Source organism: Acinetobacter sp. CAU_H_29a_1 (genome assembly GCF_058599505.1).
The window spans coordinates 128,930-155,168 of the sequence record NZ_CM178655.1; the positions used below are offsets into that span (position 1 = coordinate 128,930).

At 42.3% G+C, this 26,239-nt stretch carries 25 protein-coding genes and 4 pseudogenes; 16 read left to right on the forward strand and 13 right to left on the reverse strand.

Annotated features, from left to right (window positions below; all coding sequences use genetic code 11):
- Positions 1-48: 48 nt before the first annotated feature.
- Positions 49-771 (reverse strand): hypothetical protein, encoded by a 723-nt coding sequence (locus tag AC4MDD_RS00590; RefSeq protein WP_333654275.1) that lies wholly within the window; start codon positions 769-771, stop codon positions 49-51.
- Between the two features lie 199 nt (positions 772-970).
- Between AC4MDD_RS00590 and AC4MDD_RS00595 the strand changes: the two genes are divergently transcribed.
- Positions 971-1,477 carry a DUF1877 family protein gene (locus tag AC4MDD_RS00595; RefSeq protein WP_125280685.1) on the forward strand — a complete coding sequence of 169 codons (507 nt, stop codon included), beginning with the start codon at positions 971-973 and terminating at the stop codon, positions 1,475-1,477.
- Here AC4MDD_RS00595 and AC4MDD_RS00600 read toward each other — a convergent pair.
- The 3 genes and pseudogenes from AC4MDD_RS00600 to AC4MDD_RS00610 form a co-directional block, all read right to left on the reverse strand.
- The gene (locus AC4MDD_RS00600; protein ID WP_333654272.1) at positions 1,466-1,972 is read right to left on the reverse strand and encodes a GNAT family N-acetyltransferase; all 507 of its coding nucleotides are present in this window, start codon (positions 1,970-1,972) and stop codon (positions 1,466-1,468) included. The two genes, AC4MDD_RS00595 and AC4MDD_RS00600, sit on opposite strands and share 12 nt — an antisense overlap.
- 97 nt (positions 1,973-2,069) lie before the next feature.
- Positions 2,070-2,804 carry an outer membrane protein OmpK gene (locus tag AC4MDD_RS00605; RefSeq protein WP_491882174.1) on the reverse strand — a complete coding sequence of 245 codons (735 nt, stop codon included), beginning with the start codon at positions 2,802-2,804 and terminating at the stop codon, positions 2,070-2,072.
- A 153-nt stretch (positions 2,805-2,957) separates the two neighbouring features.
- Positions 2,958-3,164, reverse strand: a pseudogene (locus AC4MDD_RS00610) (purine permease); the annotation flags it as partial.
- A 330-nt stretch (positions 3,165-3,494) separates the two neighbouring features.
- Between AC4MDD_RS00610 and AC4MDD_RS00615 the strand changes: the two are divergent.
- The 5 genes from AC4MDD_RS00615 to AC4MDD_RS00635 all read left to right on the forward strand — a co-directional run bounded on the left by AC4MDD_RS00615 (position 3,495) and on the right by AC4MDD_RS00635 (position 7,839).
- Positions 3,495-3,869, forward strand: coding sequence for an HPF/RaiA family ribosome-associated protein (locus AC4MDD_RS00615; RefSeq protein ID WP_004691760.1), 375 nt, complete (start codon positions 3,495-3,497; stop codon positions 3,867-3,869).
- 138 nt (positions 3,870-4,007) lie between these two features.
- The gene (locus tag AC4MDD_RS00620; RefSeq protein ID WP_004978318.1) at positions 4,008-4,550 is read left to right on the forward strand and encodes a hypothetical protein; all 543 of its coding nucleotides are present in this window, start codon (positions 4,008-4,010) and stop codon (positions 4,548-4,550) included.
- A gap of 14 nt (positions 4,551-4,564) precedes the next feature.
- Positions 4,565-5,335: a transporter gene (locus AC4MDD_RS00625; RefSeq protein WP_491882175.1), complete on the forward strand. Its 771-nt coding sequence runs from the start codon at positions 4,565-4,567 to the stop codon at positions 5,333-5,335.
- Positions 5,336-5,355: 20 nt separating this feature from the next.
- Positions 5,356-7,182 carry a protein-disulfide reductase DsbD gene (gene dsbD / locus AC4MDD_RS00630; protein ID WP_005401489.1) on the forward strand — a complete coding sequence of 609 codons (1,827 nt, stop codon included), beginning with the start codon at positions 5,356-5,358 and terminating at the stop codon, positions 7,180-7,182.
- A gap of 18 nt (positions 7,183-7,200) precedes the next feature.
- Positions 7,201-7,839, forward strand: a complete 639-nt coding sequence (locus tag AC4MDD_RS00635; protein WP_005401490.1) for a glutathione S-transferase family protein — start codon at positions 7,201-7,203, stop codon at positions 7,837-7,839.
- On the opposite strand, the pseudogene AC4MDD_RS00640 reads toward AC4MDD_RS00635, so the two are convergent.
- Positions 7,836-9,068 (reverse strand): annotated as a pseudogene (locus tag AC4MDD_RS00640) (GGDEF domain-containing protein). The gene AC4MDD_RS00635 and the pseudogene AC4MDD_RS00640 sit on opposite strands and share 4 nt — an antisense overlap.
- Before the next feature lie 226 nt (positions 9,069-9,294).
- On the opposite strand from AC4MDD_RS00640, the gene AC4MDD_RS00645 reads away from it, so the two are divergent.
- Positions 9,295-9,861: an FMN-dependent NADH-azoreductase gene (locus AC4MDD_RS00645; RefSeq protein ID WP_039890677.1), complete on the forward strand. Its 567-nt coding sequence runs from the start codon at positions 9,295-9,297 to the stop codon at positions 9,859-9,861.
- Between the two features lie 72 nt (positions 9,862-9,933).
- Here AC4MDD_RS00645 and AC4MDD_RS00650 read toward each other — a convergent pair whose 3' ends face one another.
- Positions 9,934-10,845 (reverse strand): alpha/beta hydrolase, encoded by a 912-nt coding sequence (locus AC4MDD_RS00650; protein ID WP_005401493.1) that lies wholly within the window; start codon positions 10,843-10,845, stop codon positions 9,934-9,936.
- A gap of 155 nt (positions 10,846-11,000) precedes the next feature.
- Between AC4MDD_RS00650 and AC4MDD_RS00655 the strand changes: the two genes are divergently transcribed.
- On the forward strand, positions 11,001-11,438 hold the full coding sequence (locus AC4MDD_RS00655) for a DUF2147 domain-containing protein (RefSeq protein WP_005401494.1): 438 nt from the start codon (positions 11,001-11,003) through the stop codon (positions 11,436-11,438).
- Between the two features lie 49 nt (positions 11,439-11,487).
- Here the strand turns inward: AC4MDD_RS00655 and AC4MDD_RS00660 are convergent, their stop codons facing one another.
- Positions 11,488-11,838, reverse strand: a complete 351-nt coding sequence (locus AC4MDD_RS00660; protein WP_005401495.1) for a Spx/MgsR family RNA polymerase-binding regulatory protein — start codon at positions 11,836-11,838, stop codon at positions 11,488-11,490.
- 453 nt (positions 11,839-12,291) lie between these two features.
- Complete coding sequence (locus AC4MDD_RS00665) at positions 12,292-13,110, reverse strand: exodeoxyribonuclease III (protein WP_491882588.1); 819 nt, start codon at positions 13,108-13,110, stop codon at positions 12,292-12,294.
- A gap of 39 nt (positions 13,111-13,149) precedes the next feature.
- Here AC4MDD_RS00665 and pyrE point away from each other — a divergent pair, with 39 nt between their 5' ends.
- Positions 13,150-13,800 (forward strand): orotate phosphoribosyltransferase, encoded by a 651-nt coding sequence (pyrE, locus tag AC4MDD_RS00670; RefSeq protein WP_005401497.1) that lies wholly within the window; start codon positions 13,150-13,152, stop codon positions 13,798-13,800.
- Between the two features lie 37 nt (positions 13,801-13,837).
- Here pyrE and AC4MDD_RS00675 read toward each other — a convergent pair whose 3' ends face one another.
- The 5 genes and pseudogenes from AC4MDD_RS00675 to AC4MDD_RS00695 form a co-directional block, all read right to left on the reverse strand.
- Positions 13,838-14,698, reverse strand: coding sequence for a methylated-DNA--[protein]-cysteine S-methyltransferase (locus tag AC4MDD_RS00675; RefSeq protein WP_005401498.1), 861 nt, complete (start codon positions 14,696-14,698; stop codon positions 13,838-13,840).
- Positions 14,699-14,886: 188 nt separating this feature from the next.
- Positions 14,887-16,920 (reverse strand): annotated as a pseudogene (locus AC4MDD_RS00680) (TonB-dependent receptor); the annotation flags it as partial.
- 150 nt (positions 16,921-17,070) lie between these two features.
- A pseudogene (locus tag AC4MDD_RS00685) lies at positions 17,071-17,334 on the reverse strand (TonB-dependent siderophore receptor); the annotation flags it as partial.
- Between the two features lie 199 nt (positions 17,335-17,533).
- Positions 17,534-17,731: a DUF3565 domain-containing protein gene (locus tag AC4MDD_RS00690; protein ID WP_005401500.1), complete on the reverse strand. Its 198-nt coding sequence runs from the start codon at positions 17,729-17,731 to the stop codon at positions 17,534-17,536.
- Entirely contained in the window at positions 17,732-18,184 is a 453-nt protein-coding gene (locus AC4MDD_RS00695) for a MarR family winged helix-turn-helix transcriptional regulator (protein ID WP_004691736.1), read from the reverse strand.
- A 182-nt stretch (positions 18,185-18,366) separates the two neighbouring features.
- Here AC4MDD_RS00695 and AC4MDD_RS00700 point away from each other — a divergent pair, with 182 nt between their 5' ends.
- The 7 genes from AC4MDD_RS00700 (at position 18,367) to ftsA (ending at position 26,218) form a co-directional block, all read left to right on the forward strand.
- On the forward strand, positions 18,367-18,849 hold the full coding sequence (locus AC4MDD_RS00700; protein ID WP_004691735.1) for a glutathione peroxidase: 483 nt from the start codon (positions 18,367-18,369) through the stop codon (positions 18,847-18,849).
- Positions 18,850-19,064: 215 nt separating this feature from the next.
- A complete protein-coding gene (gshB, locus tag AC4MDD_RS00705; protein ID WP_004691734.1) occupies positions 19,065-20,009 on the forward strand; it encodes a glutathione synthase in 945 nt (314 codons plus the stop codon).
- Positions 20,010-20,525: 516 nt separating this feature from the next.
- On the forward strand, positions 20,526-21,587 hold the full coding sequence (gene murG, locus AC4MDD_RS00710; RefSeq protein WP_412095944.1) for an undecaprenyldiphospho-muramoylpentapeptide beta-N-acetylglucosaminyltransferase: 1,062 nt from the start codon (positions 20,526-20,528) through the stop codon (positions 21,585-21,587).
- Positions 21,588-21,599: 12 nt separating this feature from the next.
- The gene (gene murC / locus AC4MDD_RS00715) at positions 21,600-23,048 is read left to right on the forward strand and encodes a UDP-N-acetylmuramate--L-alanine ligase (RefSeq protein WP_005401502.1); all 1,449 of its coding nucleotides are present in this window, start codon (positions 21,600-21,602) and stop codon (positions 23,046-23,048) included.
- Between the two features lie 56 nt (positions 23,049-23,104).
- Positions 23,105-24,034, forward strand: a complete 930-nt coding sequence (locus tag AC4MDD_RS00720) for a D-alanine--D-alanine ligase (RefSeq protein WP_005401503.1) — start codon at positions 23,105-23,107, stop codon at positions 24,032-24,034.
- Positions 24,035-24,889 carry a cell division protein FtsQ/DivIB gene (locus AC4MDD_RS00725; RefSeq protein WP_005401504.1) on the forward strand — a complete coding sequence of 285 codons (855 nt, stop codon included), beginning with the start codon at positions 24,035-24,037 and terminating at the stop codon, positions 24,887-24,889. It begins immediately after the preceding gene.
- 66 nt (positions 24,890-24,955) lie between these two features.
- A complete protein-coding gene (ftsA, locus tag AC4MDD_RS00730; RefSeq protein WP_004691727.1) occupies positions 24,956-26,218 on the forward strand; it encodes a cell division protein FtsA in 1,263 nt (420 codons plus the stop codon).
- Positions 26,219-26,239: the final 21 nt, after the last annotated feature.

The following is a 26,239-nucleotide window of genomic DNA, read 5'->3' on the forward strand; positions in this document are numbered from 1 at the left end:
AGGGAGAGGGGGGAGAATAATGAAAATCTTGAATATTGTATCGCGATCTTAGTCTACTTTTAGAAATAAACCGTCTGCTGAAATATTGTGCCCAAAACCACAGCTCATGTTATTGGTTTCGCTGACACGGATGGTGTGTCCCATTTTGGGATCGAAGGCGAACTTTAAATTAATTTTACAGTCGTCGACCTGATATTGCGCTTGAGTTCGATTGAGCGGCATGGTGGTTTCAAATTCGCCAATATTGGGTCCGTAGATGAGACTGCGTAGTCCCATATAAAGACCATGAAATTCAATTTTATACACATTTTTAAGCGGTTTTACCTCAATCTGATTCCACTGCCCAAAACCTGCATACTGTACATATTTGCCTGCCAGTGTTGCTGATTGTTTAGGGGGTGGCAGTTGCTTTAAATTAAATTGACTGGATTTAGACTCAGCATCACGCAAAAACCATGCTCTAGCCCAAAGCGGTTTTCCCAACTTGCTATAACTTAAACCGACATTGTTGTTGGCAATTTCGACATCACGTTCAGTGAGGGATACACCACTTTCAGGTTGATTCATTAAACAAAAAGAAGACCACGTCGCCTGATACTGAAATTGCTCTAACGCTTTTTGATATTGTTTTTGATCATAAAATTTCTTACCAGAGTTGGCAGAGCTTTTGACTTTAGCACAACCTTGGCGAAGTTCTTGTTCAAAGGTATCGTCTGCTGAAGCGAGTGTGCTTACAGTCAAAAGTCCAATCAAGAATGGATACTTAAGCATAATTTGATTCCATTTTCGTTATGCTTTGAATAAAACATAGGGAGCTATTCGAAGTAAAGGGACAATCTTTAGGGGCTCGGAATTATTATTCAAGATAGAGAGATGATGGAAACTGAAAAATTACTCATACAAATTGTTTGAGCAGTGTGCTTTTAGACGCGTTAAGCTAATGCAAAGCAACAACAATAAGAGCAGCTATATGGACACATTATTATTAAGTATTCCGCCCAATGCTTTGGAAACGTTGATTTTAGAATCTATTTCTGTCGACGATGTGCTGAATTCGGAGCACATCGAGTCACATCTGCTTTTAGGTAAAAACTGGAAAATCTTACAGACCTTATTGCAAGGCAGTTTTAAGTCTGGCACTTCATTACTGGCTTTGAGTGTACAAGCCGAGCATCACTTGGCAGAGCGCCAAAAACAACTTACAGAGGTACGTTATAACACCGCGGTTCGTGTCGTTGAAGTCCAAGAAGCTTTAGAAAAATTGGATATCGATGACTTTAAAAAACATATGCAAACCACGTGTTTGAAACGCTTAGAACAGGAACATGGCATTCAGACTGAATCGATTGAATTGCAATTTGCCGAGTTGAGTTTAGTCTTTGCTCAGCTCAGAAACTTTTATGAACATGCGGCCAAGCATACCTATGCCGTAATTAGCGTAACCAGTGACAATTTAGTCCCGACCTCACTGATTTAGCAGCAGTTGCATCAACACCAGATCACGCCATTGCCCAAACTTCTGTCCGACTTGGGGCATATAGCCAGTTTGTACAAAGCCAAACTTTTCATGTAAAGCAATTGAAGCCAGATTGGCGTGGTCAATTCCTGCAACCATGACATGCATGTGCTGCATTTTTGCTTGTTCAATCAAATACGCTAAAAGCTGTTGACCTAAGCCCTGACGGGCATAGTTGGGTGAAATATAAATCGAGTGTTCAACGGTATAACGATAGCCTGAAAAATTACGGAAGGTGGCATAGTCTGCAAAGCCTGCAATGGCCTGCATTTCTTGGTCTTCCACCACGCAAAATGGAAATTGGTTTTGTTGAAAGTGTAGTAGTTGTTTTTGGAAATGTGCTAAATCATAGGCATGTTCATTCCAAGTGGCCATGCCATGTAAGACTTCTGCATTATAAATATTTTGGATCTCGGGCAGATCGTGTTCAGTAGCCAGACGAATGAGAAAAGACATGAAGGCAAGGTTGTATGCGTTGGGAGGGTTATCATGCTGCTTTTACATAAAAAAAAGCAAGACAGAAGTCTTGCTTTTGGATATTCACAAAAGTGAATTAGAAGTGGTATTTAATTAACGCACTTACGTCATTTTGGTCAACGCCTTTATAGCCGTATTTGTTATTCCAAACTGAGTGCTCGATACCTACGTAAAGGCGTGTATCTGGAGAAATGTGTTTACCTACATTCCATTTATACTGACTAGTCCAGTTTAACTCGCTTGCATGATTTGCATTTTCACCTGTTGACCAGTCAAGGAAGGCATCAACTAAAAAGTCTTCAGAACCAAGTTTGAACGGTACTGCATAGTTGATGGTCATTTGATAATCATCATCAGTCAGGTCGTTATCTGCTTTGTAGAAGTTGATGTTTGCATACTGTGTATATGGCACGTTTAAGGTAAAACCAATACCATAGAGGTAGTTATTGAAACCTTCACCGCCTTCCCATGTCGTTGCAACTAGCACATCTTTAACTGGGCCAAGCTCAAGTTTAGTTCCTGTCATTGCACTTAAGCTGAAACGTGGTGCAACTTCAAAGTAAGTTTCATTGCCATCAGCATCGTTGTTGGTACGGTCAGCGAAAGCGAAGAAATCGCCATATTTGAAGCCCGCTGCGTATTCTGCAGTAATGGTTGTTTGCTCAAGCTTTTCGTCTTCAGTTTCGAACGGTGATTTGTAGTTTTCACCATATAAACCAGTGATGCTAAAGTCTTGCCAAATCGGCGCAGCTTGAGAAATTGCCGCAGCAGAAGATAATGCTACGAAAGCAGCAATTTGAGTCAGTTTCATGAATATTTCCCCAAAAAATCGAATACAGGATACCGATTATTAAGCAAAAATAAAGCCAAATTTGACGAACGTCATGGAAAATAGATATCAAAATGAGCCATTTTTTATACTTTTTTTACCAAATGGTTTAATGTTGCCTTTCAGGCATGACACTTAATTTGATATGGACCTTCTTGGAAAAAATGTTAGGTGATTGAATAATAAATTTAGCAATATCGACATGATACTGCTCGAGAGAATCCTAGAATGGAACAGGGTTTGCACTTATTGGGGGATGTTTGCAAAGAATGAATGATCGATGCGTGGAGTCATTCCTGCCGTAATTGAAGTTGTCATAATCATTAGATTTTTTTGTTCATTCTAGCCAATGAAGTCACGTGAATAGTTAGAAGATGGAATCAAATCCATCTGTTTTTAGCCATGTAAGTAAGGGCTTGTCACAATAAGTATCCTTTTCATATTTTTTTAAAAATATCACTTGCATAATTTTCAGTTAGGCCCGATATTCAAAGGAGAAGGACACAGATCTGCAGACTCAAAAGTGTTCATCATTCAATCGATGGAGGTTACATTCCAAAGCAATTGAAGATGGTCGAATACTGTTAAAACAGTAAGTTACAAGTGTGCCAAGAGATAAAAATCTTGGTACAAAAAAAGAGTCGAATAAAGAAAGAGAGAGGATGTTATTTTATGAACATAGAAATCCGTACAGATAAAAACATTCAAAATAGTGACCGTTTAATTAGTTATATACGCGAAGAGCTGAATCAAGAATTTCAACGTCACAGTGAGCGCATTACCCACTTTTCAGTGCATCTAAGTGATGCCAATAGCCATAAAGGCGGAGATGACGACATTCAATGTATGATTGAAGCGCGTCCAGCAGGTTTAAAACCCGTGGTTGTAAATCATAAAGGTCATAATGTCGATACTGCGATTCATGGCGCGATCGATCGCCTTAAACGTAGTTTAGAACATACCTTTGAAAAAAATGATAAACCACGTGCTGGCCAACCTGTATATGCAGATCAGGATGATGGCCTAGTTGATGATGAGGAAGATTAAACCTCACCGAATTTAAAGAAGCCCCTCAATCAGGGGCTTTTTTAATGCTGGACACTCACTTTTATCCAACATTACGGATAACAAATGTCCCGTTTATTCGGCATAATAGAATAAACTGAATTGAAGAGCGTCATCTCCATGTTAACCGCGCAACAACAAGCTTTCGTGCAAGCACTTGAAGAATTAGATCTTCAACAAGTTCAACGTCTATTGACCGATGGGTTAAGTCTCAATTTTATCGATCCTGAAAAAGGACCTGTGATTTCTGTTTGGTCAGACGGCTTATTCAAATGGTGGGAAGCGATTTGCGAAGCGTATGAAGCAGGCGCACCGCTGTCAGAACAAGAAAAACAACAGACTCTAGCGGTACATTTAGACATTTTAGAACAACTGATTCATGGCAAAGCAAACTTGCATTTGTGGGATACAGAAGAAATTTATGGCCCACTTTGGGATGCGGCAAGTGCTGCATGTGCGCCAGCGGTCAAACGTTTGTTGGACGAAAAAGTCGATCCAAACACCAAAGATGAAGATGGTTTAACCATTTTATCCTCCATTAGCGATTTATTCTTTGATTGTGAATTTGACGAAATTAATTGGGCCGAAGCATTGGCTGAAGAAAAGCAAACCTTAGAGTTGCTTCGCCAGCATGGTGCAAAAATGACAAAAGAATTAGCTTAAACAGCGAGATCATCATGATGCAATTAAAACATTTAGGTTTATGTGTAGCCACTGGGTTCAGTATGAATGCGATGGCTACAGATTTTTCCTTTGACCGCCCAGGTTCGGGTATAGGCACAGGGATTACGCCTGTGGGGCAGTTGGCTTGGGAGCAGGGCTTGGCCAATGCGCACTATGCTGAATCGACCACGGCTGATGGTGAAAAATTCAAAACCACCAGCTTAAATGCAGATATGTTATTGCGCACAGGTTTAGCTGAAAATATCGAATTGCAATTGGGTTGGGCTGGACCCTCTTGGCAACAAGTGAAAGTGGCTGGCCATAAGTCTGAAACAGACGGTTTGGGTGATGTCAGTGTCGGTGTAAAAGCGGCGATTCCCTTGGATGATGAACGCTTGAGTATGACGGTACTGGCTGAAGCAATTATTGCCACAGGTAATGATGGTTTCACCAATGAAGATGATATTTATAGCCTGTCATCTGTGGTGGCATACGATTATAGCGACCTCGTGTCGACATCCATCACCATGCGTTATGAAGTGCAAAATAGTGATTGGGCCATTTCTGCAATTCCGACTTTAGAGTACCAATTTACCGATAAACTCAGTGGTTTTTCTGAATTGGTTTATCGTAAAGCAGAAAGTCAAGACAATGAATATGCGCTCGGTACAGGTGTCATGTATGCGGTGAATAATCGGATGCAGTTGGATGCAAGTGTTGGTGTCGATTTAAATGGTTCAGATAAAAGTTATTATTCAGGCCTTGGCGTTTCATACTTATTTTAATTAGAAAAAAAGAACATATTATGAAAAAGCATCTTCATCTGAAACAGGGGATGAGCGGCAAAACGTGGTATCTGGCACTGTCGGTATTGATCATCAATCTGTGTATCTGGAACAGTATCCTAAACGTTCATGCGGAAACTCCACTCCTTTCAGCTGAAGATGCTTTTCCATTTACAGTGGAATCTACGACTGAGCATACGGCTCAACTGCACTGGAATATTCCTGAACAGTATTATCTGTATCAGCACAAATTTGAAGTGCAACAGGCGGGTCAGCCCCTTAAGCTTGAGCTACCGCCTGCGCATGATCTGTATGATGAAAACTATGGACACACCCAAGTTTATTATCAACAAGTGCAATTTGACTTAGACACACAGGCTTCACAAACTTATAAGGTGACTTGGCAAGGCTGTGCCAAAGATCGCATTTGCTATCCACCGCAAAGCATTGAGTTTAAAACTGATGTTAATGGCTTGGTCAGCCTACAAGATCAAGCGGGTGGATCAAAACGACTGTTAGATTTAGCCGCGCAGTCGAATCCGCAATTTGAGCCGATCAACCCCACAGTCACTGCTGAACCCGCCGCAACAGCTTCCGATGCAATGGCTGCGCAAGACCAAATTTGGTCTGAAGAGCTAGCCAAAAGCTCATTGGCTTATGGTTTATTACTGTTCTTTGGCCTCGGGATATTACTCGCGTTTACGCCGTGTTCTTTGCCGATGTTGCCGATTTTAACCTCATTAATTATTCGCGATAGCAAAGGCCTCAAAGCATGGATGATTGCCTTGGTCTTTGTGTGCAGTATGGCCATGGTCTATGCCATTTTGGGCTTGGTGGCCTCATCTGCGGGTTTGAACTTCCAGCGTTGGTTACAACAGCCATCTACCCTGATTGCTTTTAGCATTCTTTTTGTTTTATTCGCGCTCAATCTATTTGGTTTGTTTGAACTTAAACTGCCGCAAGCCGTGGTGAATAAACTCGATCATATCCAGTCTATGCAAAAGGGTGGCAGCCTGATCAGTGCCGCGATTATGGGCATGATCTCTGCGCTGTTGGTTGGACCGTGTATGACGGCACCTTTGGCAGGCGCTTTACTATTTATTTCACAGACACAAAGCCAGTGGCAAGGGGCCATTTTGCTGTTCACCTTAGGCTTTGGTATGGGGACACCATTGTTATTGGCAAGCGTGCTGGGTGCTAAGGTATTGCCTCGTGCTGGTCTGTGGATGAATCAGGTTCGGGTATTCTTTGCTTTCATCATGTTGGCTTTAGCGCTGTATTTTGTGCGTCCTTTGCTTTCTGAAACATGGATGCAAGCACTGAGTCTGCTGCTAGGCTTGAGCTTTATTATTTATGTGTTGTATCGTTTGATGTGGCATAAAACTCAGTTGCGTATGCTGTACATTGTGGCTTTAATCATTGGCGGGACGTACATTGCCTATAGCCAATATCAGCAGAGTCAGCGTTTCTTTGAAGCGCCAGTGGCTACATCTGCACGTTGGCATGTGGCAGCGACGGCAACGGAGTTTAAGCAGCTCTTGGCACAAGCACCAAAAGGTCAAAAGATCATTATCGATGTCTATGCTGATTGGTGTGTTGCTTGTCAGCCGATTGAACACCGTATATTAAAGTCTGCAACGGTACAGCAAGCGCTTGCGCCGTATTATTTGATCAAATTAGATTTGAGTCATTACGATGCAACCCATCAACTGCTCTTAAACCAGTGGGATATTTTAGGACCACCGACCTATCTATTCTTAGATGCCTCACAACAAGAAATTCGTGGTTTACGTTTAACGGGTGCATTTACTGAGGCTGAACTTTTAGCTCAATTACAACGTTTTTAAACCAGAGGGAGAAGGGTAATGCAACGTTTATATATTGCCAATAAAAATTACTCCAGTTGGTCGATGCGAGCATGGTTGGTCTTGACTGCATTTGATCTGGATTTTGAAGAAATCCTCATTCGCTTTGATGTAGAAGACCCGACCTTTAAGCAGCAACTGTCTCAGATTCATGCCAATGCTAAAGTGCCCGTATTGGATGTGGGTGAATTTAAAATTTGGGACTCTTTAGCTATCTGTGAATATTTGGCCGAGCAAAATTCCGATTTAGCCCTGTGGCCCAAACTGACCCATTTGAGAGCACAAGCACGTAGTATCAGTGGTGAGATGCACAGTAGTTTTATGGCGTTACGCCAATTGTGTCCGATGAATATTCAAGCGCAGTACAGCATAGCTGAGGGGCAAGATTTGTGGGCGCAGCATGCTGAATTAAGAGCAGATGTCGAACGAATTGAACAAATTTGGGCACAGCGTTCGGATGAGCAGACCTTTTTATTTGGTGATTTTTCTATAGCCGATGCCTTCTATGCCCCTGTAGTGATGCGTTTCAAGAGTTATGCACTACCTGTATCTAAACGCAGTCAGCAGTATATGCAACAAATTATGCAGCATCCTGCGGTCACACAATGGGTTGACGCGGCACGAGCAGAAGCAGTTTAGTTGGGTGAAATATGCTGTGTGTCACCACATGCAGCGCTATATTTGATCTCACAGGGATTGATTTCTAAATAGCATTTGATTTGATTGCGTCCACTGGCTTTAGCGGCATACAGTGCTTTGTCTGCTTGATCCAAAAGCTGTTGCGGTTTCAATTTATCCGTCGCTAGGGCAATGCCGAAACTGGCAGTAATGCGAATTGCACGTCCATCTTCATTTTGAATCGCTAAATCCTCAATGGCTGCACGGCAACGTTCCGCGATTTGACGAGCTTTAAGGGCAGAGGACTGCTTTAAAATGAGTATAAATTCTTCACCCCCAAAACGGCCCACTATATCACTTTCACGCAAATGAAGGCCTAATTTTTGACTTACGGCAATCAGAACCGTATCTCCCATATGATGTCCAAATTGATCATTGATATTTTTAAAGTGGTCGAGGTCTAAAAGCACGATGGCATAGGGGCAATCTTTATCATGATGCAACTCATTTAAGCTTTGGTTAATACTGCGGCGGTTCAAGGCGTTGGTGAGTTGGTCGGTCTAACTTAAATGTTGAATCAGTCGCTCACGATGCCGCCATTGGCTGAGTAAGATTTCAAATAAAATCAGACAAGTGACAAGAATAGGGGCAATGAAATACAGCATTGAAAATAACCAAAACCCATTATAAAACAGCTTGCCGTTAATGGTGAAAAGTGGAGAGTAGGGCATGACATCTATAAAACTGAGATAGCCTGAAAAGACCAAAAAGCTGGTTGCGGGAATCAGCATGATATAAATGATTTTGCGTTTAAACAGGACTAAGCCCACGGTCAGTAAACAAATGTAGGCAATCATAGTCATGGGGCTTAATACGTCAACGAAATAACTGTCTTGGCAAAGAGAAATGACAAAAATACCGATCGCGACATAGGGTAAAAAACGCTGCACCCAGACGCGATCATGTAGGACATAGCAGGGATAAATCAGTCCTGACAAGATCAGTAAAAAAATAGAGTTCAGTACGAATTGGATACGCACAATATCGAGATTGACCACCTGCCAATATTGCGGGTTCAGTAGGATAAAGCTATCCCAGCCAAGCCAAGCAATATGAATAATGCAAGCCAATACCAACATCAGAATGCACTTCTTCAAGGTACTCCAATTCATGATGACTTCCTCTTCCAGTAAATAGTGAGAAAGTTTATTTTTATTTAATTTTTTAGAGCTGGAGGCTAGTGAATTCATTCAATCTTTTTATCCTCATACTTTCATATTCTTTTTAATTTAAATAGTGTAATTAATTCTTAAAATTGAATTCAAAGATAGCATCTAAAATCATAGAAAAAATATCCCTATAAAAAGGGAAAAGTGTTCTATTTTTGCAACATAGTGTTTTAAATAAACCAATTATTCTAAGAGAAGGATTCTTTTAAGATGCAACTATTCAATAAAGATTATGCGGGAACCTCCCATGAAAGTTTTACACATCGATTCAAGTATTATGGCGGATGCCTCTGTATCTCGTCAGTTGAGCCAAGCCATTGTTTCGCAACTCAGCGAAAAGCATGCGCAAGTTGAGGTTGAATATTTGGACTTGGCAACGCAACCGATTCCACATTTAGACGCAGAAATTTTAATGGGTCAAAATGCAGAACAATCGGCTTTGGGCGAACGTATTATTCAACAATACTTAGATGCGGACGTTGTGGTGATTGGTGCGGCGATGTATAACTTCGGGATTACTTCGACTTTAAAAGCATGGATTGACCGCATTAGTGTTGCAGGTCGTACCTTTAAATATACGGAAAATGGTCCTGTCGGTTTGGCTGGTGACAAGAAAGCCTATATTGCCAGTAGTCGCGGTGGTGTCTATGGTGAAAATAGTCCTGTTGACTTCCAAGAAGGCTTCTTAAAAACCGTCTTTAATTTTACCGGTGTGACCGATGTTGAAATCATTCGTGCTGAAGGCGTGAATATGGGCCCAGAGCTGAAAGACAAAGCCATTGCAGCAGCTTTAGCGCAGGTGCAAGCAATCTAATAACAATAACTGTAGTTCCATGATTCCTCATTTGGTCAGCTTTAAGCTGACCTTTTTTTATGCGGAATTTGTCTAGTCTTGGTCGAGCGCTTGAGCAAAGGTTGCGATGTCATGCAACGCCATTTTAGCTTCTGGAAACCATGCATTAAACATTTGAAAGTTATGCCACATGCCTGTGTATAGTTTAAATGTCACATCTACACCTGCCTTGGTCGCTTTATCTCTAAACCGCTGGGCATCGTCCAAGAGAATTTCTTTCGAACCGACTTGTACAAGGGTTGGCGGGAGGTCTGCTAAATCATCAAATAAAGGTGAAACGAGCGGGTCCGCTGGGTCAATTTGCTCTGGGACATAATAGTCGATGCCTGTTTCAAGGGCTTCGATGGATAACAGTGCATCGAGCTTGCTGTTATAGCGAATAGACTCACTGGTTAAGCTTAAATCCAAAAACGGCGAAAGTAGAATTAGTCCACTGACTTGAGGACATTGCTCATCACGAATTCGCAGCGCCAAGGCTAGCGCTAAATTTGCACCACATGAATCCCCCGATAAAATAATATCTTTGGCCTGTATACCTTGCTCCAATAACAGCAGATAAACATCAAACAGCGCATCAATGGCTTCAGGATAGGGGTGTTCGGGTGACAACGGATAGTCAAGGTGAATGACTTGCATTTGTGTACTGGCTGCAAGGTCTGAGACAAACGCACGGTGGGTATTCATTGAACCTAAAAAGAAAGCTCCACCATGAATGTGCAAAATGAGCTGAGTGGCTTCAGTTTCAGGTTTTAACTCTTCCGCACGCAGGCCTGCAAGACGTAGAGGGCGAATGCGAATCGATTTATTGAGCGGAAATGCACGACACATTTGTTCAAGAAGAAAACGCTGACTACTGGGTGGGAGACTAAAGCGACTTGGGGTTCGAATCGTGGTTTTTAAAAACTGCTCTGTAATGATTTGTTTCCATGGATCGGCAATCTTCATAGTTATTCCATTTTGTTATTTGTTTTACCTTGAGTTTGTGTATTTACCAACATAATTTACAAGGTTACACTAATTGGTCACATTGAAAAATTGAAAAATTGTTGTGACTTTTTAATAATGATAGTCGTCTATACTAGACTAGGGAAATGACAAAAATGAAAAAAATTGCACTTGCACTAAGCGTACTAGGATTAACCGCTCTAGCTCATGCAGCAGATCCGCTGAATGGCACTGTTTGGAAAACGATTGATGACAAAACTAAACAAGCGAAAGCTTTGGTTAAATTCACTGAGCAAAAAAATGGAACTTTAACTGCGAGTATTCAAGGTATTTTGACGCCAGGTGAAGAAAATGCATGTACCAAGTGTGAAGGCCCGTATAAAAATAAATCTTTGAAAGGTTTAACGATTGTACATGGTCTGAAAAATGTGGGTGGTACAAGCTATGACGGTGGATCAATTTTAGATCCGCAAACGGGTAAAACCTATAAATTAAAAGGCAACATTGCTGCTGGTGGTAAAAAACTAGAGCTTCGTGGTTATATTGGCGTGGCTGCACTTGGCCGTAACCAAACTTGGATTCGCGCGAACTAATCCCATCCAACAAAAAAAGCCGAGCAATTGCTCGGCTTTTTTTGTTTTGTTATGCCTTTAGGGCACGAATTGCATCTTCATTGAAACCCACAATAAAACCCTTCGGGGTTGCAATCACGGGGCGCTTGATGAGGCTGTTATGTGTGGTGAGGGCATCAATCAGTCCTTGCTCTGAAGCTAAAGCAGTGTCTTGTTCTGCTTCAGTCAGCTTACGCCAAGTGGTACCTTTCTTATTCAGGACCACATCTGCCCCAATCTGATCGAGCCATGTTTTGACAGTCGTAGCATCAATGCCTTGTTTTTTATAATCATGAAACTCGTACGCTAAACCTAACTCATTCAGTAGGTCGAATGCTTTTTTCATTGAATTACAATTTTTAATGCCATACACGTTTAACATGGAACACCCTTTTGAATTTTAAGCTGGGTTTAGAGTAACGGAAAAAGCACAGCAGCTCTAGTGTCGCGATTTAAGCCAACAGCGTCATCGTCTTGTCATAAAAGCGATATAGAATCAAATCAAAGAAAAATAGAATGTAAAAAGAAGAAGCATTAAAAAAGGCAGAGACTAAAAAAGAGAAAACCCGCATTTAATCATCCTGATCATGCGGGTCTCATTACAACGTCCATTGTCACATCCTTGAAAACCAACTATTTCCATAGTTCGTTTTAATTTCATCCTACGGCGTCCTGTCCTTGTGCTGTCATCCTGACATCGTCCCTTTGCCGTGGAAACATAATGCACTGATTGATTGATCAGAAAAAGACTCAAAAAACGGCAGATAATGTAGGTTAAAAACTCATATTCAGTAAACAAATGTCCACTGAATATGAGATAAATACTTACATTTTTCTAGATTTTGTAGTCAATAATGACAGGTGCATGGTCGCTAAACCATGTTTCTTTATAGACCCAAGCATTGACTGTACGGGCTTTCCAGTCAGGTGAGCACGCTTGATAGTCAATGCGCCAGCCCACGTTCTTCGCACGAGCTTGTCCTCGGTTTGACCACCAAGAATAAAGCTCAGCCTCTGGACGCACTTCACGGAAAGTATCGACATAGCCAAGTTCATCATAAATATGATCGAGCCAAGCGCGTTCGTGCGGTAAGCAGCCCGATGCTTTTTGATTGCCAGACCAGTTTTTAATGTCGATGCGTTTATGCACGATGTTGTAGTCACCGCAGACAATCACGGATTTATTTTCATCGCGCCATTGTTTCAAAATTTGTTTGTATTCTTCTAAGAAGTGGTCTTTACGGACTTGTGCTTCTTCACCCGAAGAACCCGATGGTAAATAGAGTGAACAAATATGCACGTTTTGGTCTAAGCCTAAGTCAAACTCAGCTGAAATAAAGCGGCCTTGAGAATCGGCCAATTCAAAACCAAGTCCATCCGTGACTGAAACAAACGGTAAACGGCTATAAATAGCAGTGCCAGCGTACCCTGGACGTTCAGCAGGGAACAGGTGAGTATGCCAACCTTCAGGTTTAAATTTATTGGTCCATTGTTCGTGGGTGATGCGAGATTCTTGCATGCAAATCACATCAGCATCTGATGTGACAATCCAATCAAAAATCCCTTTTTTTTCGGCTGAACGTAGACCATTTACGTTAATTGAAACCACACGTAAAATTTTTTGATCACTTGGATAGCTACTCTTTGGTATCATGCGCAAGTCTTACCTCAATTTGAAAATACGGAGCACCGCATGACAATGCAAGCGACATTTAACCCTCAAGCTTTTATCGAACTCGCATTATCACGTGGCGTGCTTAAATTTGGTGAGTTTACTTTAAAATCGGGTCGTGTGAGTCCTTATTTTTTTAATGCAGGTCTACTTAATGACGGTGAAGCCTTGTCATTACTGGCGTCTGGCTATGCAACTAAACTGACAGAATGCAACAATGTTGAGGTGGTCTTTGGTCCTGCGTACAAAGGGATTCCTTTTGTTGCTGCAACAGCGGTTGCTTTGTCACAAAATCATGGGGTGAGCGTACCTTGGGGGTTTAACCGTAAAGAAGCCAAAGATCATGGTGAAGGCGGGGTCTTGGTTGGTGCATCCGTTGCAGGCAAAAAAGTCTGGATTATTGATGACGTGATTACTGCGGGCACAGCGATCCGTGAAGTAGTCACCATTTTGAAAAATGCGGGTGCGCAGATTGCAGGTGTGTTGGTGGCATTAGACCGTCAAGAAAAAGGTCAAGGTGAACTGTCTGCGATTCAAGAAGTCCAAAAAGAATTGGAAATTCCTGTGCATGCATTGGTGACCATGAAAGATTTGATGAATTATTTAGAGGCTAAAGGTGAGACAGAGGCTTTAGCAAAAATGGAAGCCTATCGCGTGAAGTATGGCGTCTAAGCATTGAAACAAAAAAGGGAAGCTTCGGCTTCCTTTTTTATTCGCTTTCTTTTTCAGTTGGTGTTTGGCTGTGCGCACCTTCCCACCCAATCATCGCGGTTTTACGTGTTGTTCCCCACATATAATTACCACGTTGTCCTGAAGACTGAATGACCCGATGGCATGGAATTAAAAAGGCAACGGGATTGTTACCAATTGCTGTTCCGACCGCTCGTGAGGCACGCTCTTGCCCAATCTCTTGAGCAATATATGCATAACTGCTGAGCTTTCCCATGGGAATTTTAAGCAGACTTTGCCACACCTTGAGCTGAAAGTCGGTGCCTTTCAGATGCAGTTTAATCTCTGATAGGCTGTTTTGATCGTGCTGAAAAATTGCAAGCGCTTTGCGTTGTAATTCATCCTGATCTCCAATAAATGTCGCACGTGGGAACTGTTTTTTCAGATAGGCCAATGCATCCCGATCTACTTCGGTAAAGGCCATATGACAAATCCCTTTAGGGGTCGAGGCAATAATGACGGAGCCAAAAATGGTTTCGGCAAAACTATAGTGAATGTCGAGTGCTTCACCGCCCTGTTTATATTCTGCGGGCGTCATCCCTTCGATTTGGACAAATAAATCATGCAATCGGCTGGTACTAGAAAGGCCAGTGTCAAAGGTTGCTGCAAAAATATTATTTTCTGTGTGATTGTTCAAAACCGACTTTGCATATTCCACACTAATATATTGCAGAAATTTCTTCGGGCTAATGCCTGCCCATTCGCTAAAGATACGCTGAAAATGTGTAGGACTTAAATGAACGTGTTCTGTAATCTCAGCCAAACTGGGTTGCTGTTTGAAGTTTTGTTCAATGTATTCAATTGCCTTTGCCACACGTGCGTAATTGCTATGTTCTGTCATGATTACTCGCGGAAATCATTTAACTTAAGAAAACACTAACAAATCCAGCGAGGCCTGAAAATCCGTTTCTTGCGCTTTATCAGAAAAGGTTAGAAGCATGCATTGATTGGCTTAGTCGTCCCTTGCTAAGCATAAAAAAACGGAACAGTGACCTGTTCCGCTTGAGATGGCGTTTTAACTAAATGGGTTTAGAACTGGTAGTTCAAACGCATGAGGAAGCTACGTGGTGTACCTGGCATAGAGTCCGAACGCCAGTATTCTTTGTTGGTCAAGTTGCTGACAGCTAAAGTCACGTTCCATGGGTCAGCACTATAACCAATGGCCGCATCGACGCGTGAGAAAGCTTTCATATCCAAGGGCTGGTTGCTTAAATTGCTATTAGGGTAGGCTTTGTAATCACCCACATAAGTCACACCAACTTCACCATAGAGTTTTTCTGTAGGTAAGTAACGAACAAATAAGTTACCCGTATGTTCAGGCGCATTATTTAGCACTTTATTCACATTACCTGGATTTTGCTTGTCTTTTTTAACTTCGGCTTGTAGATAACCATATCCACCACGGACAAATACATTATCCAATACGCGACCAATAAAACTAAACTCTAGACCTTTAGATTGATGTTCACCCGCAGTTGCCCATTCTTCAGGTTTAGTATCATCAGGTACATAACGAATATTATTTTTGCGAATGTCAAAAACTGAAAGTTGGGTATTTAAACGGTCGTCAAACCAGTCACTTTTGACCCCAATTTCATATTGCTCATTATATTGAGGTTCTGAATCAAAGGTATTCAGATTGGTATTTGCGGATACAACACTGACACCTACACGCCCACCAAACGGTGCAAAGCTTTTATTGTATGAAGCATAGAAGCTGTGTTGATCTGTGGGTTGCCAAATGAAACCAATGTTGGGGCTAAAGCTTTCGTCATTGATACTACGATGGTAATTGATGTCGGAAGAAGCTAATAATTTATTGGTGGTTGATGTATCGTAATAATCATAACGTGCACCAAGCATTACTTTGAAATATTCATTAAAACTAATTAAGTCTTGAATGAAAAAGCCGTAGCTTGTGCCTTCATTATAATTATGCTGAGTAATGGTTTTAGCACCGTTATCACGATTATTCTGTGTTAATTGACCTGTAATTGGGTCATAAAAACCATCAATTCGACTGCCATTGGCGTTTTTATTAGAAAGTTTCGGCTCTCTTTGTTCATAGGTCCAATCGGTACCCACTAAAAGATTATGTTTAATAGCGCCCGTATCAAACTCACCTGTAATATCCCACGTATTGGTGGTGGTTCGATTAGATGTTTGCTGCCAGTAATAGTTTTGCGAAATTTTTCCGACATTGTTATAGCAGCGACGTTGATCTACAGGGGTAAAACCGGCACCCGCTTTACTACTTTCACCATTACTGGTGGTTTCATTCGAAGCACAGTAGGTACCACCATAAAAATGATCAAAGTCTTGATCTGCTTGGCGGTAACTGGTTGCCCAATGGAATTTCCAATTCGGTGCAAACTCGTAATTTAAATCTGAACGAATGACTTGTAGTACATCATCAACGTAATCACCTTTTTGTGCAAAACTCGTTTTAATCGATGTGCCAGCAGGTAAAACACTATAACTTGGACCACGGTCAGGTACTCGACCTAATTTGTCATAGGTATATTGTGTGGTCCACGTAAGGGTTTCATCATCATTTTTATAAGTGAAACTTGGCGAGATCATCTCAATTTTACTGTTGATGCCTGAGCGGAAACTATCCGCTTCACCGTATTCACCTGTTAAACGGACAGCCCAGTTGTCATTTAAGACTTGGTTAATATCTGCGGTTGCACCGTAGTTATCATATGAGCCTACGTAAGTACCGACTGAGCTTTTCGAGTCAAAGTTGGCGTATTTACTCACCATATTGACCACACCACCGCCTGCACTTCGCCCGTATAACACCGAGGCAGGGCCTTTTAAAATTTCGATCCGTTCAATATTGGCTGTACTACGACGCACTTGGCCACTTTCACGGATACCATCACGGTAAATATCACCCGAGTCGGCAGAGAAACCACGGAGGGTAATGCCATCACCGCGCATATCGTAGCTGGTGGATACCCCTGGTGTGCCTTGTAGCATCACACTGAGGTCGTTAGAGCCATAGATTTTATATTTCTGTACATCAATGGTGTCGATGGTTTGAGGAATATCTTTTTTCGGTGGTGTTTCAAAAAGTATGCTGATTATATTTTAACCACAATTGAAATCTCATAAAGCATTAAAAATATAGTGAATTTAATTTACTTATTTTCAATTTCTCTATTGACAGAATTAACTAGCATACTTTTTGAAACACCACCCTTTTTTCTTTAAACCATTCCGTGTGACATTGGCCTGATCGTAATCAACATAGCTTTTGATTGGATCAAGTTCACTCATCGCCTCAATTTTCAAGGTAGGCAAAACTGCTGCTGTGCCCGATTTGTTTGTCGTCGCTTGAGAGGAGGGATTCTCATTATTTTGTAGCGTCGCTTCATCCGCATAGGCTGCATGCGCATTTAAAATCATAAAGCTGAGAAGGCTATATTTGAATAGGTTAGAACCACAAAGCGGCTGTGGTGAAAATTTCATCATGATTTAAGGCTCGGAGAGAGTGAATTGCCAATAAAAATGAGAAGTATAATCATTTACTAAAAATGAACAAGACTTATGGTAATATTCATTTTTTCTACATAGTTTTACTGGGTTGAAAAGTACAGCTGTACAGGCTTTTTAATTTTTCTAAAAAATTGATAAATAAGCATTAAAATTTAAAAAAAATGCAAAAGAATTATTTTTGTGGATTTTCCATGCATTTTTTACAGCTTAAAAGAACGCCTATTTTTTCTTGGCGTCCTTGCTCAGTTTGTACCCAAGGGCGGTTTTGCCACGGTGGAGTATGGCGGACATGTTGTGTGTGGCCACAGGCTAGTTCCGCCACCCAATGATGTTCTTCATCGAGATGAAAACCAACAATCGCTTGTTGCACTTAAGTATCTCCACTGGCGTGTTGAGGCTGTTCTAAGCCGTTTAAAAAACGCTGACACAGTTGATGGATGGCTACCAAATCATCGGGATCTAGGCCTAAAGAACATGCCAGCTCAAAAGGAATGGCCATAATTTTATCTTTGGCTAACAGTGCTTTTTCCAGCAGAACGACTTTTTTCATACGTTCATCTTCTTTGACGGCAACACGCTTCAAAAACTGTTTTTCTTCTAGTTTTTTAATAATTGGGGTTAAGGTGCCTGAGTCAAAAAAGGTTTTTTGTCCAATCTCGGTCAGCGTCACATTGTCCTGCTCGTATAAAGCCAACAAAACAATAAATTGTGGATAGGTCAGATCGTAAACCTGTAAGCGTGGACGGTATTGACGAACCATGGCATTGGTTGCGGAATACATGGCAAAACACACGCGGTTTTCTAAAAGAGGGGTGTCCGCCATGTTGAATGTCCTTGGGGTGTTAATGTCTGTAAAGCAGTATAAATGAAATAGGGATGGAAGTGTATTGCGCATTATAATCTTGTGCACAAGTTAATTGTGTGCGATATTTATCTAAGGCTAAGGTCGTTTCAGTCCTTGAAGCGACTTTAAGTAATGACATTTTGATGAATGGAAGAGATGTAATGACCACAATTTATGATTTTCAGGCCGAACTGTTGGAAGGTGAGCAAAAGAATCTGGCCGATTATCAGGGCAAGGTTTTATTGGTGGTGAATACCGCCAGCCAATGTGGTTTAACCCCGCAATTTGAAGGCTTGGAAAAGTTATATCAGGACTATCAACAGCAAGGTCTGCTGATTTTAGGTTTTCCCTGCAACCAATTTGCGCAGCAAGACCCTGCGAGTAATGAAGAGATCGGCAGCTTTTGTCAGCGTAATTATGGGGTCTCTTTCCCAATGTTTGCCAAAGTTGACGTGAATGGTCCTACAGCGCATCCGCTGTATCAGTATTTAACGTCTGAGGCGAAAGGCATTTTAGGTAGTCAAAGCATCAAGTGGAATTTCACCAAGTTTCTCATTAACCAAAAAGGGCAGGTGGTGAAACGCTATGCGCCAATTGTTAAACCTGAAAAAATTGCCAAGGATATTCAACGCCTTTTGGCTTAATGGAGACGGTTTGGAAAGGAGCTGTCGCGTGGTAATAGGCGCATACTTCCTTTGTTGAATTGAGCAGTTAGTATCTGATTTGTTACTGCAATGTGTTGTAGTTATTTGAATAAAATAGATTTTTTAATCTTTAATTATTACACAACTTGTTGCACCCAAACCTGAAAACTTCGCTATACTTTTTGCCAAGTTTAAAAAATATGAGCGTGAGAATTATGCGTGTACTGGTAGTGATGGATCCGATTGAAACGGTGAATCTGAAAAAAGATTCCACCATGGCCATGTTATGGGCAGCAAGCCGTCGTGGACATGAGCTGGGTTATGCATTACAACACGATTTATATATCGATCAAGGCAAAGCCTTTGGTCTGATTTCTCCCTTAAAAGTGTTTGAAGACTACGATCATTATTTTGAGTTGGGCGAACAGCAAAAAGAGTCCTTGGCCGATTACGATGTGATCTTGATGCGTAAAGATCCACCGTTTGACATGAACTTTGTCTACACCACCTATATTTTGGAACAAGCAGAACGTGAAGGCGCGTGGATTATCAATAAACCACAGTCCTTACGTGACTGTAATGAAAAACTGTTTGCCACGCAGTTCCCAGAACTCCAAGTCCCTACATTGGTGACTTCACAACAAAGCCTGATCCGTGAATTTATTAAAGAACATGGTGATGTGATTGTGAAGCCCCTTGATGGTATGGGTGGCATGGGAATTTTCCGTTTATATCAAGATGGTGTGAACATTGGCTCAACTTTGGAAATGTTGACGGAAATGGGCACACGTCCGATTATGGCGCAGCGTTATATTCCTGAAATTGTGGAAGGGGATAAACGTATCTTGCTGGTCAATGGTGAACCTATTCCGTACTGTTTGGCGCGTATTCCACAAAACGGCGAAGTGCGTGGGAATTTGGCCGCAGGTGGTTTGGGTCAAGCACGTCCGTTGACTGAAAACGACAAGGCGATTGCCGCAAAAGTGGGACCTTTCTTACGTGAAAAAGGTTTGGTTTTTGTCGGACTTGATGTGATTGGCAATTATGTGACCGAGATTAATGTCACCAGTCCAACCTGTATTCGTGAGATTGATGCGCAATTTGGTACCTCGATTGCCGATACTTTATTTGATATCTTAGAAGCAGGCAAAGCCAGCTAAAACGACAGAAAAGGAACCTGAAATGGTTCCTTTTTTCTTTCATGGTTGTGGTCGGTTTTGAAATAGAGCTGTACTTTGCTGCAAAGTGTATCAATTTGGTTGAAAATAAAGCGGATTATGTTGCTAGACACCACTAATTTTCATTCTGTTCAAATGTATGCACTCAGATTGTATTTCTAGCCGCTAAAATGAAGTGAATTACACTTTAGAATGATGTTAAATATTTGATTCAAATCAGCTTCATTGTTTTATTTTTAAATATCTCCAATTGCACTGTTGAGCCTGATTGTGTGCTGTAGTTTGAGTAAAAATGCACATCTGATAACAAATCTAGTTTAAACTTGAAAATCAGTAGAAAAAAACAATCAAATGCCTGTTGAAAAAAAGTAAATAATCTTTCGCGGCTATGCGTTTGTGATTACAATTGATCGCTTAAAATTGAATTTTGTTTCCATATTTTTAGAATTGAAGAATTAGACTGTGACCGAAGCAACACAAACAAAGCCGAAACATGTAATGATGATGGCTGCCGGAACGGGCGGACATGTTTTTCCAGCACTTGCTGTGGCTAAGGAATTACAGCAACAAGGCTGTCAAGTCTCGTGGCTTGCTACGCCTACAGGTATGGAAAATCGCCTGCTTAAAAATCATGATATCCCAATTTATCAAATTGATATTCAAGGTGTGCGCGGCAATGGCTTAGTCCGCAAAGTATTGGCACCCTTTAAAATTTTAAAAGCCACTTTAAGTGCAATGCGTTACATGAAGCAGCTCAAAGTCGATGCCGTCGCGGGCTTTGGGGGTTATGTCGCTGGGCCAGGTGGATTGGCTGCGCGCGCACTGGGTATTCCTGTGATTATTCATGAGCAGAATGCGATTGCGGGTTTTACCAATACGCAGTTATCACGTATTGCCAAAACAGTGTGCCAAGCTTTTCCAAATACCTTTGCTGCACAAGATAAAATTGTGACCACGGGTAATCCCGTCCGCAAAGAGATTACGGAAATTTTAAATCCGTCTTGGCGTTATCAAGAACGTGAAAAAGCTGGAGCCACGCTTCGAGTTTTAATTGTGGGTGGCTCGTTGGGTGCACAAGCGTTAAATGAGCGTGTTCCTGAAGCATTGAAGCAATTGAATGTGCCGTTAAGCATTTATCATCAGTGTGGTCAAAACCATGCAGATGCGACCCAAGCGCGTTATGCCGATGCCCCTGAACAGCTTCAGGTTGAAGTTCACCCTTTTATTGAAGATATGGCCAAAGCCTATAGCGATGCCGATTTAATTATTTGCCGTGCTGGGGCGTTAACCGTGACCGAGATTGCGACTGCGGGTGTGGCTGCGGTTTTTGTTCCGCTGCCAAGTGCAGTGGATGATCACCAAACGGCCAATGCAAAGTTTTTAGCCAATATCGGTGCAGCCAAAATTTGCCCACAAGCAAGCATGACGCCCGAGAGTTTAAAAGAATTATTATTACCCTTGATGAACCGTCAGTTATTGTCTGAAATGGCAGTGAAAGCACGTCAGCAAGCACAACCCGATGCAACCCAACATGTGGTTCGTTTAATTCAAGCATTGTAAACCGAGTATTTTATGTCGCCATCTACGCCTGCTGATCAAGCAAAAAAGTTAATTAAAGTGCCAGAAATGCGCCGTATTAAGCACATCCATTTTATTGGAATTGGTGGTGCGGGTATGTGTGGTATTGCTGAAGTGTTAAAGAACCAAGGCTACAAAGTCTCAGGTTCAGATATCAAGGCGTCAAAAACCACGGCTCAGCTTGAAGAAAATGGCATCAAAGTCTATATCGGGCATACCGCTGAAAATATTCAGGGTGCAAACGTGATTGTGGTGTCGACTGCAATTGATGCAGAAAACCCAGAAATTAAAGCGGCCATTGAAACGCGTACACCTGTGGTGCGCCGTGCAGAAATGCTGGGTGAGCTGATGCGCTACCGTCATGGGATTGCTGTTGCGGGAACGCATGGTAAAACCACGACCACTAGCCTTGTCACGTGTATGTTGGCAGAAGAAAATCTCGATCCAACTTATGTGATTGGTGGTTTGCTGAACCGTACTGGTGTGAATGCTGCACTGGGCGCGAGTCGTTTTATCGTTGCAGAAGCAGATGAATCAGATGCGTCATTCCTGCATTTGCAACCGATGGCCACCATCGTGACCAATATTGATGCAGACCATATGGACACCTATGGTGGTAGCTTCGATGTCTTAAAAGATACCTTTGTACAGTTCTTACAAAAACTACCGTTTTACGGCTTGGCTGTGGTGTGTGGCGATGATGCCAACATTCGTGAAATCATGCCGCGCATTGGTCGTCCATTGATCACGTATGGTTTTAACGAAGACAATGACATTCGTGCAGTGGATATTGAACAAGAAGGCATGCAGTCGCACTTTACCGTATTGCGGAAAGATCGAGAGCCTTTGCGTTTAACCATCAACTTGCCGGGTTTGCATAATATTTTAAATGCACTTGCGGCGATTGGTATTGCAACCGATGAAGGTGTGTCTGATGCTGCGATTGCACGTGCGTTGGAAAGTTTCAGCGGTGTAGGTCGTCGTTTCCAAGTACAGGGCGAATTTGACATCGACGGCGGCAACGTGAAATTGGTGGATGACTATGGTCACCATCCAAAAGAAGTCGAAGCGACCATTAAAGCGGCACGAGCGAGCCATCCAGACCGCCGTTTAGTGATGATGTTTCAGCCACACCGTTTTAGCCGTACCCGTGACTGTTTCGATGACTTTGTGGATGTACTGTCACATGTCGATCAGCTGTTGCTGCTTGAAGTCTATCCTGCGGGTGAAAAACCGATTGTGGGTGCAGACAGTCGTTCATTGGCGCGTAGTATTCGTTTACGTGGCGATGTAGAGCCGATTTTGATCGATCCAGTCGAAGGTAATTTGCAGCATGCGTTGAAAAAAGTGTTACAAGCGGATGACTTGTTATTGACGCAAGGCGCAGGTAATGTGGGGGCTATCTCGGTTGAGCTTGCAAGCAATCATTTATATTTAAAATAATCACGTTTTGTGATTACTCAATGAATAAAACAGTCATAAAGTTTAAGGATATCAACGTGTCAAATGCTTCAAAATTCGGCAAAGTAGCGGTGTTGCTTGGTGGTAAGTCTGCTGAGCGTGAGGTTTCTCTAGATAGTGGTGCAGCTGTACTTGAAGCATTGGTTCGTTCGGGTGTAAATGCAGAAGCTTTTGACCCGCAAGAGCGTAGTGTGACGGAATTGGTCGGGTATGACCGTGCGTTTATTGTGTTGCATGGTCGCGGTGGGGAAGATGGTCAAATCCAAGGTGTCTTGGAGTGGCTCAACATCCCGTATACTGGAACAGGCGTACAGGGTTCTGCTATTGGTATGGATAAAGTTAAAACCAAGCAAGTTTGGCAGGGTTCAGACTTACCGACAGCGCCCTATCGCATCATTAGCCAAGAGTCAGATTTGGCTGAAGTAGTGGCGAATTTGGGTCTTCCACTGATTATCAAGCCGGTACACGAAGGTTCAAGTGTCGGCATGAGTAAAGTTGAAAAAGCAGAAGATTTGGCAGCGGCAATTGCCAAAGCGACCCAACACGATGCTGTGGTGATGGCTGAAAAATGGATTACGGGACGTGAATTCACGATTTCATTTTTAGATGGTCAACCGCTACCTGTGATTCGTCTACAACCGCCTGCGGATGTGGCTTTTTATGATTATGAAGCGAAATATCAGCGTAATGATGTGGAATACGGAATTCCGTGTGGCTTAAGCACTGAAGAAGAGCAAAAGTTGCAAGCGCTTTGCCTCCGTGCATTCCAAGCGGTGGGTGCAAGTGGTTGGGGTCGTATTGATGCGATGCAAGATGAGCAAGGCAATTTCTGGTTACTAGAAGTGAATACAGTACCTGGGATGACCAGTCACTCTTTGGTGCCGAAAGCAGCAAATGCAGTGGGTTATAGCTTTGATGCGCTTTGTGTCCAAATTTTAGAGCAAACATTGACAGGTGCGGCTCACTAAATGGCGCAATTACCTGCTTCTATGCGCCGTAAACGCGCAGCGATTACTTCAATACACGATAAACCACCGACGCGTAAGGAAAAGCTTGCCAACTTTGGTGGTTGGGTGATGTTGGTCGTTGCCGTGGCGGTGCTGTTGGTTGGTATTTATGGCTTATATCAAGTCATGACAGATGCACGCGTGGCCGAACTTGATGTAGTAGGCGTACGTTCTGAGGCGGAAAAGAATCAGGTGATGGGACATGTTTCAGCGGCCATTACCCATAATTATTTCACCTCAGATTTAGAAGAAATTCGTGATCGAACTTTAGAGCTGGCTTGGGTCGATCGTGTGGTGGTTTCGCGGGCATGGCCGAATGCGATTCGCGTTCGCGTCATGCCTCGGCATGCAATTGCACGTTGGGGGACAGGGCGCCTCTTAAGTGACAGTGGTGACGTATTTAGCGAAGTGACACCGAAAAATAATCAGAATTTGTCTTTATTACACGGCCCAATCAGTCAGTCTAAAATGATGATGCGCCGTTATAATGAAATTAATCAATTATTCCAACCAGTCAACCTTCGTTTAAAAGAACTATATTTAACGGAGCGTATGACTTGGTTTATGCAGTTCGATTCAGGTTTACGTGTTATCGTAGATCAGGATCAAACCATGAGTAAGCTGCAACGTTTGAGTTATTTGGCTCAAAGTGATTTGAAGCCAGTTTGGGCCAAAGTATCTGCCATTGATTTGCGTTATCGGAATGGCTTGGCCATCCAATGGAAGAATGCTGCCGCACCAAAGATAGCAAATGGTCATTTTGTTGTAACGATTGATGACACAAGCATTGCAGGTGGAGCAGCAGCAAAGCCATAATACTTGGCTTTAAAACAGAGGCATAAAGCCATAAATTAAACAAACATGTGATGGTAGTAGTAAATAATGAATGAAGCGGTTCCCTCAGTTGTTGCGATTGACATTGGGACGCACAAAGTTTCAGTTTTGATTGGTAAGGTACATGCGCCAGACAATATCCAAGTGATAGGAATGGCAACTGCTCGTAACCGAGGCATGAATAAAGGAAAAATTGTAAGTCTTGATAAAGTCATTACAGCGATAAAAAATGCCGTGCAAGAAGCAGAAGATATGGCTGAATGCCGTGTCCATTCCGCGTGGGTGTCGATCCCAAGTGCCGAGTTAAAAAGCTTTTATGCATCTGGACGAACGCCAGTTGAAAATACTGACCATACAATTACAACAAGTGAAGTGGTTCGTGCATTAGAGTTGGCCAAAGCCAGCCACATGACCTCGGATCATTATTTGGTCAGTGCTGTTCCACTGGGCTTTGAGCTGGATGACTCCACTGAGTGGGTACAAAACCCAATACGGATGTCTGCACATAGCATGATTGGTCATTATCAGTTGATGATGTTACCAATTAGTACCATGCAAAACCTTGATCGGGCCTTAAAAGGTGCCAATATCGGGGTGGAGAAACTGGTGGTGTCTTGTTTGGCAACGGCAGAAGCGAGCCTACTCAAAGATGAAAAAGAGTATGGCGTCTGTTTAGTCGATATTGGTGCAGGTACCACCAACATTGCGGTGTATTTGGATGGTCGTTTGGCGTTGACACATACTTTGCAGCGTGGTGGCGAACATGTCACCCGTGATATTGCCGCTGTGTTACAAACCACCACTGAAGAAGCGGAGCGAATTAAATTACTCTATGGGTGTGTCGACATTAAGTCGGTTAAACCGGACCATATGATTCAGATCCAAGGGATTGATGGTCCGCAAACGATTAGTCGTATTGAGCTGACTGAAATCGTGATTGCGCGTTATGAAGAAATCTTAGGCCAAGTTCGCCAAGAGCTAGAGCGTAATGGTGCGATTCATGGTTTGTATCATGGTGTGGTGTTAACTGGTGATGCCAGTCAAATCGAAGGTATGGTGACGTTGACTCGTCGTATGTTGGGGGTGTCTGCGCATTTGGGGAATCCACCTGTGCAAGTGACAGCAGATGAGCAAAATATTGCCGCACTGCGTCGCTCTCAGTATGCCACTGCCGCAGGTTTGTTGATGTTTAGTCAGAGCGAAACACAAGAAACTATAGTGGAACCAGAAGATACAGAAAAACTGTCTTTGATTAAACGCGTTGGACGCGCTTGGTCGGGACTCAATGAAAAGCTGAAATCTGTTTTTTAAGTTGAATTTTTTTGGAATATT

Excerpts from the sequence above, each read along its gene's own strand:
- AC4MDD_RS00590 (WP_333654275.1), bottom strand. The coding sequence starts at position 771 with ATGCTTAAGTATCCATTCTTGATTGGACTTTTGACTGTAAGCACACTC.
- AC4MDD_RS00595 (WP_125280685.1), top strand. The coding sequence starts at position 971 with ATGGACACATTATTATTAAGTATTCCGCCCAATGCTTTGGAAACGTTG.
- AC4MDD_RS00600 (WP_333654272.1), bottom strand. The coding sequence starts at position 1,972 with ATGTCTTTTCTCATTCGTCTGGCTACTGAACACGATCTGCCCGAGATC.
- AC4MDD_RS00605 (WP_491882174.1), bottom strand. The coding sequence starts at position 2,804 with ATGAAACTGACTCAAATTGCTGCTTTCGTAGCATTATCTTCTGCTGCG.
- AC4MDD_RS00615 (WP_004691760.1), top strand. The coding sequence starts at position 3,495 with ATGAACATAGAAATCCGTACAGATAAAAACATTCAAAATAGTGACCGT.
- AC4MDD_RS00620 (WP_004978318.1), top strand. The coding sequence starts at position 4,008 with ATGTTAACCGCGCAACAACAAGCTTTCGTGCAAGCACTTGAAGAATTA.
- AC4MDD_RS00625 (WP_491882175.1), top strand. The coding sequence starts at position 4,565 with ATGATGCAATTAAAACATTTAGGTTTATGTGTAGCCACTGGGTTCAGT.
- dsbD (WP_005401489.1), top strand. The coding sequence starts at position 5,356 with ATGAAAAAGCATCTTCATCTGAAACAGGGGATGAGCGGCAAAACGTGG.
- AC4MDD_RS00635 (WP_005401490.1), top strand. The coding sequence starts at position 7,201 with ATGCAACGTTTATATATTGCCAATAAAAATTACTCCAGTTGGTCGATG.
- AC4MDD_RS00645 (WP_039890677.1), top strand. The coding sequence starts at position 9,295 with ATGAAAGTTTTACACATCGATTCAAGTATTATGGCGGATGCCTCTGTA.
- AC4MDD_RS00650 (WP_005401493.1), bottom strand. The coding sequence starts at position 10,845 with ATGAAGATTGCCGATCCATGGAAACAAATCATTACAGAGCAGTTTTTA.
- AC4MDD_RS00655 (WP_005401494.1), top strand. The coding sequence starts at position 11,001 with ATGAAAAAAATTGCACTTGCACTAAGCGTACTAGGATTAACCGCTCTA.
- AC4MDD_RS00660 (WP_005401495.1), bottom strand. The coding sequence starts at position 11,838 with ATGTTAAACGTGTATGGCATTAAAAATTGTAATTCAATGAAAAAAGCA.
- AC4MDD_RS00665 (WP_491882588.1), bottom strand. The coding sequence starts at position 13,110 with ATGATACCAAAGAGTAGCTATCCAAGTGATCAAAAAATTTTACGTGTG.
- pyrE (WP_005401497.1), top strand. The coding sequence starts at position 13,150 with ATGACAATGCAAGCGACATTTAACCCTCAAGCTTTTATCGAACTCGCA.
- AC4MDD_RS00675 (WP_005401498.1), bottom strand. The coding sequence starts at position 14,698 with ATGACAGAACATAGCAATTACGCACGTGTGGCAAAGGCAATTGAATAC.
- AC4MDD_RS00695 (WP_004691736.1), bottom strand. The coding sequence starts at position 18,184 with ATGGCGGACACCCCTCTTTTAGAAAACCGCGTGTGTTTTGCCATGTAT.
- AC4MDD_RS00700 (WP_004691735.1), top strand. The coding sequence starts at position 18,367 with ATGACCACAATTTATGATTTTCAGGCCGAACTGTTGGAAGGTGAGCAA.
- gshB (WP_004691734.1), top strand. The coding sequence starts at position 19,065 with ATGCGTGTACTGGTAGTGATGGATCCGATTGAAACGGTGAATCTGAAA.
- murG (WP_412095944.1), top strand. The coding sequence starts at position 20,526 with ATGATGATGGCTGCCGGAACGGGCGGACATGTTTTTCCAGCACTTGCT.
- murC (WP_005401502.1), top strand. The coding sequence starts at position 21,600 with ATGTCGCCATCTACGCCTGCTGATCAAGCAAAAAAGTTAATTAAAGTG.
- AC4MDD_RS00725 (WP_005401504.1), top strand. The coding sequence starts at position 24,035 with ATGGCGCAATTACCTGCTTCTATGCGCCGTAAACGCGCAGCGATTACT.
- ftsA (WP_004691727.1), top strand. The coding sequence starts at position 24,956 with ATGAATGAAGCGGTTCCCTCAGTTGTTGCGATTGACATTGGGACGCAC.